The sequence below is a fragment of the Streptomyces sp. NPDC032198 genome, assembly GCF_040636975.1.
Classification (GTDB): Bacteria; Actinomycetota; Actinomycetes; order Streptomycetales; family Streptomycetaceae; genus Streptomyces.
In genome coordinates this window covers 56,143-68,410 of sequence record NZ_JBEZVL010000015.1, presented here as the reverse complement: position 1 = coordinate 68,410, position 12,268 = coordinate 56,143, and the positions used below count along the sequence as shown (strand labels likewise).

Genomic DNA, 12,268 nt, shown 5'->3' with positions numbered 1-12,268 from the left:
GCTACGCCCGCCTGGGGCCACCCCGGGGGGGGGGTTGCTGGTTTTTTCGCCGGCGCCCCCCGCCGCGACATGCCACTCACCCAGGAACCCCCGTGAACAGCGATGTACTGCACTGGCTTCAATCCCAGCTCGGCCCCGAAACCGACATGGCCGACCTCGCCGCCCGCTACGAGCGGCTGCACTCCGCTCGCGCCGTCGCGGCCGAGATCCTGCACGAGCGGATCGCCATCCTCGTCGCTGAACCATTGAAGGTCACCGTCAACGGCGTCGCCACCATCGACAACTCGGCCAACGTCGCCGCCCTCGAGCGCCGCGCCGCCCAGCTCTTGAGCGAGCCCGCACCGGACGAGCGCCCGGCCGCTGGTCACGACGTACTGACCACAGTGCAGTTGTGCGCACGGCAGCGTCGGTAGACGACAACAACGGACACAAGAGGGAACGGGCAGAGCCAGCCGTTCTGATCTGTTGGAGTCCGCCCGCCGACCTCGTAACACGGGTCTCGATATGCTCCGCTCGCTTGATAATGGGATGCCACAACTACTCCAGGGCGAAGCCGCCGTTGATGTACCAGGCATTGCCAGCCAGAGCCTGGAGCATTGCAGCTTTCCATGAGTTGGGATCTTCGTCGGCCCCGCCCTCAGCCTCGTCCTGCAGATAGCCGGGGATGCTGGACGGCGCCTTGCGCTTCAGGACGTACCGAAGGCTAGTCATCGCCCGGCCAGCCTGGTTTCCGTAAAGTTCCGCAAGGTCGAACGTCTGAAAGTGCCAGCGCACCCGCGCCACCAGGACCGAGTCCCAGCTCGGAGGTGGCACCACGCGGAACGAGACGCATGCGGGGACTACTTCATGGACTTGAGCATAGAGCCACTGCTCTTTGCCGATGTCATCAAAGTAGGGGTGCAGCGTCTGATCGTGAGCACCCTTCGGGCCTGCATCACTCTTCAGCGTATTGCAGCTTCGGCAAGCGGGGACCAGGTTGGAGGGCACGACAGCCAGCAGGGGGTACTGCGACTTCGGCAACTGGTGGTCGAGGGTTTCCACATCGCGGTGAGCGCACAAAGGACAGAGACTGACTTCAATCTTCAGTTTGTCGTATACATCCCTCGCTGGGTGGTCCTTGCTCGTCAGGCGCTGCGTGTAGTTCTTCTTCAGCTGGGTTCTGTCTTCCTCATCGGAAGGGTTGGTCTTGAGGCTGCCCAACGTATGGAGATCTGCCGTGGAGGCCGCAGCTTCGAACTGGTCGGCGGCATTGACCACATCTTCTTCCAAGGCTTGCAGTCGGGCCTTGGTCGTCGACGCGGTCTTGCTGATGCACAGGGCGTAGACCGCGCGCGTCGATAGATCCGGGGCTGGCACGGGCCTCATCAGAACTGACCCTCCACATCACCGGTATCACGGACTGCGATGAGAGATCGGACGATGGCCTTGGCCTCGCCGCCCAGATGTCCGCCGAATCGACTGAGCACGCTCTCGTACGACAGCCCTTGGCGTACTGCGGCCTTCAAATCACGGTGAAATCCGGAGTCGGTGACCTCCAGCCCGAACACCTCGTGGGTGAGGACACCGACGTTCTCACCGAAGGTTTCGAGGGTTGGGCGTTCGGCGGCCACATGGTTTCCGAAACGGCGCAGCTTCCACACGCAGGACGCGGGTACCTCCTGGAGGACCACCGGCGAGTGGGTGGCAAGCACAGCCAAACCATTGCGCTCAGTCAGCAGATCGGACAAGGCGCGAATGAAGGCGGCCAACAACGGAGGGTGAAGATGGGATTCGGGCTCGTCTATGACCACGAGCGACCGCTCTGTCACATGCTCTACAAGGCGGGTCATCGTCAGCAAGACAACCTTGTGGCCTGAGCTCAGGCCAGCAAACAACTGCTTCGCTTTGCGTCTGCGCGCAGGCGCGCTCTGCGTTGCCTGGAAGTCCTCCACCCATTCTTCTTCGATGAAGCCGCTGCTTGAGTACTGCAAGGTCCGCAAGGCCTTCGCCCACCTGTCTGACCGCTCCCCGGTCAGGCAGGCTTCCACACTGTCCGCAAAGTCCCCCATGAGCTGGGATGGTTTCTTGACCCGCGGTGTACGAGAGCTCACCGATGTGACCCGCAGTCCTACGTAGGCATAGGAGATAGCCACGTCGTCCTCGCTGATGAGCGGGAACTCATCGAAGGCGCTGAAGGTGACGCTGACCAAGTTCGCGAAGGAACTGCGAGCACCCCGGTCGGATTCAACGATGCGACCAACCTCGCGCGGATCGGCCTGATAAACGCCGACTGCGTGCGTAAGTTTGTTCAGCAGGAAGGACTTGCCGACGCTGTTGCGGCCGATGAGCACATGGATGTTCGTCGATGGACGCGAGTTCGGCGACACCCCGAACTGCAGGACCACGGCTTTCCCCCCGCCCCCGGCGGGGGCGGGCGCCCTATACGCCACCTGGAAGCCCGACACTCGAGCACCGCCCTGGGCAATACGGCGGTACTGCTCCGTGACGGCGGTCGGCTTCAGGAATCGCATGAGGGACTCGACAGTGACCTTCTCGTGTTGAGCACGATTGAAGATGCTCTCGTCGAAGGCCACGTCCCTCAGTGCGGACAGCACGGGGTGACGCACCTCGTCGCCGAGCTGGCGCAGGCGTTCGTAGTACGAGTCGTCCTGTCCCAGGGAAAAGTGCCGTGGTCCGAGGTCTTCGAAGGACTCAGGTACCCGCACGGTGCGGCCTGGGCGCTTCGAGCTCGGTTCGATCCCGGACTGCATCCCGAACTCGCCGACCTTTACCTCGCCGATGCCGTGTCGGCGGCCGTTCTCATCGTAGATCACCAGGTGGAACATGGTCACGAAGCCGAAATCGTTCCAGGCATCCCTCACGAGCAGCGCGTGGTACCGCAGGTCCTTCGGCTGCCGACCGCCCTGTTCTACGACCGTGAACTGCACATTTCCTCCGGCCGCGCTCCCACGCGGTCAACAACTGCCCGTGCGGCTCGCACAAGCGCACTATGGCAGGACAGCGTAGCCCCCCCTCAGAGCGATCCCCCGCACACTGACACCTCTCGGCCCCACCCATTACAACGTGGAGGCCGCTGAATGCCTTCGCATCGGTGCTACCGGAACTGGCAGAACCAGAGGCCTGTTCCTGTCCGTTGAGGGTGGGGCCCTACAGGGCGAACCGTGCTACTGCGTGCTGATGTCGAGGTCCTCAGCGGCTTCTTCGATGGGTTCCAAGAACCCATTCAAGAAGTCGCCTCGGTCGAACTCGCCCTCGGCATGAATATTAATCTCGATGCGCACTGAACCCTGCTCGCCCCGAAGCCAGGAGAGGGATCGGCCAAGATTGAAGAGACCAGATCGTTCAACGACGGCTTTGACATTGGCCACTCGCACAACGTCGCTAGGGGCTCCGCCGGCAGACCCTCCGACGCCCGCGCCCGGCTTGCCTCCTTGTGACGTTGTCGGTTGCGCTGGAGGAGTGAGCTGAGGCTTGGGCCGAGGTTCCGTACCGGGCTCAGGTTCCTCGGTAGCCGGCTCGATAGGCGTTTGGAGGAACTCGAGGGCGTAGTCATGCCAAAGGATCGCTGCGTCGTCTGATAGGTCGACTTCATCAGCTGTGAGACGTTCCCCAAAGCGGATCTGGCGTGCGTCGCGAGGAACGAAACTTTCACCTTCGCGCACGATGCCAACCACATAGCCGAGTTCTGACTCCGAGACAGCTTTCGCGATGGCGGAGGCTACGGCGTTCTTGTCCCAAAGCTTGGTGAAGTCGTAGTAGCTGTAGAACCAGTCCACCAGGTCAGCGCATGTAACAGCCTTCCTGTCCGGCCCCAGGCCGGCCAGTGCAACCAGCTTCGCTGGAGTGATGGAGCTGAACACCCGCTGGCTAAGGGCCTCTACGACCCGCTCATGCAGGGCGCGCCCCGCTGCGAGCATGGTGCGGAGGTCCGAGGGCTCCAGCACATACGGCGCATCGCCTGCCCGAGAACGGGTGGGGATGGCCACGGTGCTGTACGCGGCGCCGATGGCTGCGGAACCGTCACGCCGAGCGTTACTGGCTTTGTCCCTGAGCTCCTCGATCTGCTCGGTGCTGAAGTTGTACTGTCTAGCCTTCGACAGGAGCGAATCAGCGGCCAGACGCAGCCTTATGGCATGGCGAGCGAGGTCGAACTGCCCCTTGTCCGGGAGCACCAGGGCAAGTCCGTTACGGTATCGCCGGGGACTTCCGCTACCCGCTTGCTCAATGAACTTCGTCTGTGGATCGCGATCGTCGGACCAGTCCGGATGCAGGTAGGCGACGGTGAACACGGGGCGCTCGTCAGCGATGCCGCTCGGCGCTTCCGGCCACAGGGACACTCCCTTGTTACCACGCAGCTGGTTCTCAAGCTCGCCCCGGACCTCAGTGAGTACCTCTTTGGAGCTGAGCTTGGTGGCCTCGTCGCGCACGAGCTTGGTCAGGTTGGGCGTCGGCTCAAAGCGGTACCGGCGTCCCGTGTAGTGGAGGTACAGCTCCTCCTCGCGGAGGTCATGGAGTGCGGAAACAACAATGTTTCGGGTCAAGCCGGGAACGAGGAGACTTCGAACAAGGTCCGTTTCAAGTACTCCACGGTCTTCGCCCTCACGCGCCCCAAAGCTGTAAAGCATGATGGCCGAGGCCACACGAGTACCTACTCGGAGCTGCGCGATCGCAGGGCTGTCAGCCCCAAGCGTGCGGTCGACGGTCGCGCATCCAGCACCGTCTGACGTTACGTCGCTCGACAGGACGGATGCGTACCGCTCCCGCTCGCCTACCTGCGAGAAGAACGCGCCTCGGGCCGCCTCGTCCGTGAAGTCGACATCTCCCGGCCCGATAAGCGGGCTCTTCGCCCCCGACTTCCACAACGCGTGGACAACGGCAGCCAGGAACTGCAGCGCACCACGGGTTCGCTGGTAGGAAACCAAAGACCCCCAGCGGTGGTACATCAGGTCCAGCAACTCGGGGTGGAAAGGGTATGCAGCCAGAATCCGATCTTCAAGAGAGTCGGCAGCCGCTTCTGCTTCCCGGCGCGCATCACCAGTCTCCGCTGCGGCCAGCAGTTGCTTCCGAAGCAGATCAGAATAGGCGCGTGCCACCGACTCGTGGACGCTCGTCTCACCAAGCTCCGCGAATAGCCTTCGCTGAACAACACGCAGCACCTCGTCGCCAGCGACCGGCTCACGCTTGGAGTCCACTCGTGCAACGAGCTTGTCCAAGTCGCTCAGCAGCCCTTCGGCACCCGCGGCTTCACCGACGCTCGCCTGAAGGCTGTAGACCATGGCGGCATTCGGCTCCGCGCTGACGACCTCTGTGAGCGCCTGGAGGAACAACATTGCCTGACGGCCAGCGTTCGACTCTCCCCGCGCGACGACCATGGCCTTCTCGACATAGATCAAGACCTCGTCGAGAAGGATGAGAGTCGGGCTGTCACCAATAACCTGACGCAGCACTTCCCCGCCCGGGGCTGCGCCTGACAGGTCATGCTGCTCTACAAGCTCGTAGCGCCCGAGTTGAGCCGCGAGTTCACCCCAAAGGGTGTGGGTCTCGATTCCTGTCGCCGTCGCCGGAGTAAGGGCGTCGAGCTCTTCACCGGACAGCACTGCAACCCGGACGTCACCGGGATCAGCGATGTCCTTCAATTCCGGGCACGCGGCAACGGCAGCGGCACGGTTGCGGACCAAGTGGAGCAGGGCCACAAGACTGTGGGTCTTGCCACCACCAAATGGGGTGCGCAGCTGGAGGACATGAGAGCCAGTACCTCCTGCCAGCACATCCATGACGTCCGTGAGCAGCTCGCCCATCTTCGCAGTGAGGTAGGTCGCTTGGAAGAAGCGGCCGGCGTCCGCGTAGACGGGCGAGATGCCTTGGCGGCCGCGGAAGACGCCGGACAGGTTGGCCGCGTAGGTCCCCATATCGAGGACGCCACCCGCCACGTCCTCATGCGGGCGCGCGACCTCTGTCCAAGGCGACAGCCGATAACTCGAACTCACAGCGTTCCAACCCCCTGTACCTCAACGTTGCGGATGGTCATCAGCACCTCAGACCAGCCCCCGATCACCAATCATCGTCTTCCACGATGCCAGCAGCCGCTCCGCTGCGCCCGCCTCCCGAGTCTTCGACTCACTTGAGCTGGAGCGCAAGGCCCGTCCGGCCAAGGTCTGGATGACCTGACGGATCGCGTCGACATCGACGTTTACAGACATCAGATAGGCGGGAATCTCTCTCGGCCGGTGCTCGGCACGCCAGAGAACCGCATGCGCAACATCGATGAGGGGCGGTGCTACTGACGACTCAATCTCATACAGCGGCAAAGTTCCGCTGGCTTCCGTACTCGGCTGACCCAGGCGCGCATCGTCCCCGCGGTCCTCGAAGTCTCTGAGGACGACAGTGGACTTGACCTTGGCCACGAGCGGATTCGGGCCGTTCGTCAGGCCACCGGTTCCGTCAAGGTTGGCGCCAGCCATTCGGGCGAGGTTGTTGGCTTCATCGAAAGGAACAGCTGCGTACCCGTAGGAGAACTGAGCTGCCAGGTAGTAACGGGTGACCGGGTCCGTGCCAGCCAGGCCCTCAACGATCGCGTCGAGGACCCGGTTCTGGACCATCTCCAGAAACCTCTCAGCGGGCAATACTTCGCCGTTGTCCTGCTCGACTCGCTCGTATCGAGTCAAGGCCCGGAGCCCAGCCCCAACTGTCGCGATGACCAGATCCGCGCCGGTGATGCCGAGTTCCTCCAGCCTCGCGCGGCGCTCCGCGATGATCTGACCCAGCTCGACCATGACGTCGGCTTCGCTGCCCACACCCGCACCGGGCTTGCGCTTGCGGGCGACGAGGAAGATGGACGAGGCGAGACTGGCAGTACCTCGGCCTACAGCCCGCTCCGGCATCTCGGTGTCCAAGGGCCAAGCCTCGGTGATGATGAAGCCCGCGTTCCTGAGTGACTCAACCAGGCTGGACCAGCCCGAGGTGGTCTTGTGCGCGTAGACACAGATGAGCGGAGCACCCGGCTTGAGCACTCGATGGGCTTCGGTGAAGGCCTGCTCCATGAGGTCTTCGTAGTGCTGGCGTGCTTCGTCTTTGTTCCCGGAGTGGCGGTAGGCAGCGACCACCGCCTCCTTCTTCTTAGGCGTCAGTTCTCCACCAAGGTGCGTGGGGTAGAGGAAGCCAACCGACCGCTTCAGCCAGACATAGAAGAAGTCGGAGAGGTCCGCGTACGAGATGTTGTCGTAGTACGGCGGGTCAGTAATGACCGCGTCTTGTGAGTCATCGGCCAGCGGGAGAGAAGCTGCAGATCCTCGTACACAGGTAGCGGCATTCGGCAGTGTCGACAGCCGCTCGATGAGGTCGGCAGTCTCCTTGAGGTACTTACGGACGTCTCCCGAGGCGCCGGCGAAGGGATTCGCCTCGTAGAAGTCCCACACCATGGGCAGTGCCTGGCGGGCGAACGTATTCGTTCCACCCTCGTTCTTCGTGTCGAGGCGGCACAAGTTCGACAGGCGGTCGGCGACTCTGTTCAGAGCCATGGCGAATGCAGTGGCCATGGCGGCTGCGCGCCCAGCGTCCATGCCCTCGGCGCAGGCGTTGTCGTACACGGTGTGGATGCCTGCGGCCATGGTGCTCAGGGCAAGGAGCTGGCGCGGCGTGAACAGGTCGCGGTAATGGGAGAACCCGTAGACCATGCACGTGCCACCAGTGATGCGCATGGTGCCGGGAAGCGGCTCGCTCAGGGGGTCGACGGGGAGCTCTTCAAGACGCTTCAGACATTCCGCGTCGTCCGGGAGCTCGTATTCACCGACGGCAAGGTAGTCGCGTCCCCGTCTGCTCGGCTTGGCTGCAAGGGCTGCGAGCGGCGCCGTCCCCATGCGGCCGGCGCGTGCTTCCTTCTTGACGTACTCGCCCTTGACCGGGGCGCCACAGATGCGGCATGTCAGTTCACCGCCCCGAGAACCTTCGGCAGGGTCGAACCCAAGCTTGTCTTCGGTCGTCGCATTGACGACCTCATAGCGCAGCGTCAGGGCATCACGGTCGACCACGGGCTTGAGCGCAACGACCCTGTTCTTCTTCCGGCCGAGCCACGTCTGGCGCACAAGGTGAGCGTCGTGCTCAGGAACCCCAGGAGCAGGATTCGGGCAGCGCACGGTCCGGGTCCACAGGTACGCCAGGGGTAGCCGTCGCTCGCTCTCGCCATCGTCGTCGAGGGCTTGCTGGCCTGTGCCGCCATCAACAGACGGATAGAAGGCGGCTAGGTCGTTCCAAGCCTCATCGACCCAAACCTTGCCCCACTTACGCACGTCATCGGCGAGCCCCGGATAACTCTGGGGAAACTCCATGAGCATCCGCTCAATGAGGTGAGCCACCGGGTTCAGCTCATTGGCCGTGACCTCACAACCCAGGCGCAGGGCTTCGAGAGGAATAGCGCCTCCGCCGGAGAACAGGTCAACCACCTTGGGCGGGCCGTCCGTGCTCGCCGCGAGCACCTCGCTACGGGCGGTCCGGATGGCGTGGTCGTCACCTCCCCACGTGCAGAGCGCCTCGAAGAAAGCCGACTCCTCTGCGAGCGAGCGCGTCCGGCCGTCCGCCGGGGCAAGCGCCGCATAGACAGCAGCGCGGGAAGCCGCCAGTGGCCGACGAGCCCACCAGAGGTGCATCGAAGCTGGGTGGCCGACACGGCCACCGACCTTCTCACTGGCGCTCGTTCGGCTGATGACGTCGATCGGGATGACGTCTTCGATAAGCCGCTTGTCACTGCTGTCGCGCACCCTATTCCTCTCGCTCCGCAGCTCTTGCCTCTACAACCGCGTGAGCTCGGATGCTAGCTCCCGGTACGCGATAACCGGTAACCTGCCGGATTTCGGAGACGTTCGGCAGCGTGTGGTACGGGTCTTGCACCCTCATCAATACAGGGTTCGTCGTCGCGCTGTAGACGACATACAGCCAAAAACCTGCCGCCCATCGCTGGGCGGCGTACCACTCCGTCCGGTACAAGCCCACATCGCCCGACGCGGCACCGCGGCCCTTCACCTCGATCCGGCGCACCTGTGTGCTGCGGTCGGGGAGCGTCCGCGTGGAACGGATATCGAACCCGCTGCCGTCCATCAGGTGTCCGAGGTATTCAGGTTCCCACCCCTGCTCCACCTCGAAAGCCATGGCGACGGCTACAGCAGCCTCCTCTACTTCTTTGCTGCTGGAGCGCATAACGTCGATATCGGGGTGTTCTGGCGCGCTGGGCGGCACCACAGAGCCAGACCCGAGGTGCGTCACCTTGCCTGAGCGCACCACGCCAAGGCGCTGAAGGGACTCCAGTTTCGCCAACCGTCGATGCTTCAGCTCCTTGAGCTGCCGTGCGGCGTTGTCCCGCGGGAGCCGGTACGAGTCGTCCCCTGAGGCAACCTTGGCGTCGTAGGAGTCCCATCGGCTCTCCAGCCGCCGCTGCTGTGCATCCATCGCCTCCTCAAGGTAGGAGGCTCGAAGTTTGGCTTGATCAAGTCGACTGTGTCGCTCCGTTCCACTGCGTGGGAGCTGGACTTGGACGCGCAGCCAGTCAGTCGCCATCTTGATCTGCTCCGGCAAAAGGCCAGCGGCTTTCCGCGTCTCCACAGGAGTCGCTGGCGTGAGAGTGTGAAGGACATCTGCTGGCCCCCGGTGGAAGCCGTCATGGTCCTCTATCACCGCTACGACCTCCGCGAAGGCGAGCTCCGAGGCCCCATGGACGTCCTCGCCCACCACTTCATAGGCGAACAGGTGGACGAAATAGGGGGCGCGGGCACCCGGGTCTACGAACGCTGCAGCGCCCTGGGGGATGTTGTCGGCAGCAAGGTCTCGTTCCAAGGATTCAGCGAGCGCCGCGAACAGCGGGTGGCCCGGCGAGCACAGCACCGAGTCCTCGTGCTCAACACGCTCCCGCTCCTCCTTCTTGAAGGTGAGCTTGCGGTACTCGGAATCCGGCCGCCCACGGTGCTTGACCGCCGAGAGGTCTTCACTCCGCAATGCGACAGGAACATGTTCGATGCGAAGCAGTTGGTCCGCTCGGCGCTCGACACGAAGACGCTGACGATTGGCGGCGCGCAGGAAGAATGCCTCCGCGTACTCGGGCATGAGGCGACGCTCCTCGGAGAGGAAGTTCTGTCCGCGGACCCAGTCGATGTCCACGTACTTCTTCGCCAGGGCGATACCTGTGTCCTTCTCGTACTCTGCCAGCTTGTCCGGGTTAAGCCGGTTGATAGCGGCGACAGCAGCGTCCCTGTTCGCCCGGGTCGGCCGGGCGAGTGTCTCTTTGACGAGTCGCTCAAAGTCGATGCCGTTGATGGTGAGGAGTTCACCGATCACGTCATACACGCGGCCATCAAGGTCGGCGCGCATCGCCTCCAGGCGCGCGTGAAGGCCCGCCAGCAGCACGCCTTCAATCGTATTGGTGGCGCAGAAGTTGAAGATCCAACAGTCTGCACTCTGGCCGATCCGGTGCACTCGGCCCATGCGCTGCTCCAGGCGCACCGGGTTCCATGGAAGGTCGTAGTTGATCATCAGGTGGCAAAACTGGAGGTTGATGCCTTCGCCAGCTGCCTCTGTGGCGATACAGATCTGCTTGTTTTGCCGGAAGTCGTGCTGAGCCCTTTTGCGCTCCGCAGGAGATAGGCCACCGTGGATGGTGCAGACCGAGTAGCCCTGCCGACGGAGGTCCTCTTCCAGGTAGTTCAGGGTGTCGCGGTGTTCCGTGAAGATGAGGAGCTTCCCGCGACCGTCCCGCAGCTCCTCGAACTCTGCCCTCGCAAGGCACTCTCGCAGGGCCACCAGTTTCCGCTCGTCGCCCTGAGCCCGGACCCTGTCCGCATGAGAGACCAGCTTCCGAAGGTCACTTACTTCGGTACGTAGTTGGGAAATCTGTTCCGCGCTGGTGACCTCGGTAGCTAGCGCGTCATCGACGATCTCATCGATGTCGTCCGACGCCGCTTCTCCATCGTCTTCGAAGTCTGAATCCGTCGGCATGCGCCCCAGCGCCGCCAGGCGCCGTTTCCGATCAGCAGGAGCCATGACATTCAGCTGCTCGATCAGGTCACTCAAGCGATCGGCTCGCTTGACCAATGAGGACCGGATTGCCCCTAGGCTGGACGCGAGCCGACGCTGGAGAACAGTGCGCGCGAGAGCTACCGCGTTCCCCCTCGAACCTCCGCTTGGCCCGAGGTAGGTATTCACGTATTCCGTGACGTCCTGATACAGCGAATATTCTGCGGTCGAAAGCTGGAACGGCTGAGTTCGGACATGCCTCTCGACGAATAGCGCATGATTGTGCTCGTCTACAAGGTCTTCCTTCTGGCGACGCAAGAAATAAGGGTTGCCATCATTCGAGATCTGCTTCTTCACCAGGTCAGGCGTCGAAAACTGGTCCGGATCCAACAGGCCCAAGAAGCGGGTGAATCTATCCTCATCACCTGAGTGCGGAGTTGCCGTTAGCAGCAGCAATCGATCCGCCTGCTGCGCCACACCCTCCACCAACACGTACCGCTTAGTCTTCACGACCCGCTCATCCCGGCCACGCTTCGTGAACGCCGACGCCTTGTGGGCCTCGTCGACGATGACCAAATCCCACTGTGCACGCAGAAGCTCATCACGCACATCGTCGCGCTTGGCAAAGTCGATGCTGCTAATGGCCAGGGGGAAGCGTTCCCATGGACTCTGCCCAAGCTGATAACGAACCTGCTCACCAGAGACGATCTCGAACTGCTCGTCAAACTTCTCGAGCATTTCGTCCTGCCACTGCGTGGTGAGCGGAGCAGGGCTCAGAATCAGGATTCTTTCCACAGCCCCACGGAGTTTCAGCTCTTTGAGCAGGAGCCCCGCCATGATCGTCTTACCGGCACCAGGGTCATCCGCAAGCACAAAACGTAGCCGGGGCTGAGGAAGCATGTGCCGATAAACCGCTTCAATCTGATGCGGCAGCCCGCGAACCCCGCTCATCGAAACAGCGAAGAGAGGGTCGTGGGCGAAGGCATGCTTAATTCGCTGCGACTCTACCCACAGAAACAGATCCTGCGGGCTGACCAGCTCAGGCTTCGGGGCGGCCCTCGCAAGAGCCGCCTCAAGTTCAGCTTCCAGTGCCTGAGTTTCATCGGGCGCCCCATTCGCGTGACGAACCCTGACGAGGAAAACACCGACCCCAATGGGCTCGACGTGCTCCACTCTCACAGGGTGTGCAAAATGACCATCGAGCATGATCAAGCGGTTCTTGGCACGCTCGCCCAGATCACTCACGTCAGTCCCTCCGTCACTCCCATAGCAG

At 62.7% G+C, this 12,268-nt stretch carries 6 protein-coding genes; 1 reads left to right on the top strand and 5 read right to left on the bottom strand.

Annotated elements, in window-relative coordinates; translation table 11 throughout:
• Positions 1–92 precede the first annotated feature (92 nt).
• The gene (locus AB0E78_RS33495; protein ID WP_361840681.1) at positions 93–413 is read left to right on the top strand and encodes a hypothetical protein; all 321 of its coding nucleotides are present in this window, start codon (positions 93–95) and stop codon (positions 411–413) included.
• A gap of 124 nt (positions 414–537) precedes the next feature.
• Here the strand turns inward: AB0E78_RS33495 and AB0E78_RS33490 are convergent, their stop codons facing one another.
• The 5 genes from AB0E78_RS33490 to AB0E78_RS33470 form a co-directional block, all read right to left on the bottom strand.
• Positions 538–1,356 carry a hypothetical protein gene (locus tag AB0E78_RS33490; RefSeq protein WP_361840679.1) on the bottom strand — a complete coding sequence of 273 codons (819 nt, stop codon included), beginning with the start codon at positions 1,354–1,356 and terminating at the stop codon, positions 538–540.
• An 8-nt stretch (positions 1,357–1,364) separates the two neighbouring features.
• Positions 1,365–2,927 (bottom strand): AAA family ATPase, encoded by a 1,563-nt coding sequence (locus AB0E78_RS33485; RefSeq protein WP_361840676.1) that lies wholly within the window; start codon positions 2,925–2,927, stop codon positions 1,365–1,367.
• Positions 2,928–3,164: 237 nt separating this feature from the next.
• Positions 3,165–5,930: a DUF499 domain-containing protein gene (locus tag AB0E78_RS33480; RefSeq protein ID WP_361840673.1), complete on the bottom strand. Its 2,766-nt coding sequence runs from the start codon at positions 5,928–5,930 to the stop codon at positions 3,165–3,167.
• A gap of 105 nt (positions 5,931–6,035) precedes the next feature.
• On the bottom strand, positions 6,036–8,753 hold the full coding sequence (locus AB0E78_RS33475) for a DUF1156 domain-containing protein (protein ID WP_361840670.1): 2,718 nt from the start codon (positions 8,751–8,753) through the stop codon (positions 6,036–6,038).
• 1 nt (position 8,754) lies between these two features.
• Complete coding sequence (locus tag AB0E78_RS33470) at positions 8,755–12,240, bottom strand: helicase-related protein (protein ID WP_361840667.1); 3,486 nt, start codon at positions 12,238–12,240, stop codon at positions 8,755–8,757.
• Positions 12,241–12,268: the final 28 nt, after the last annotated feature.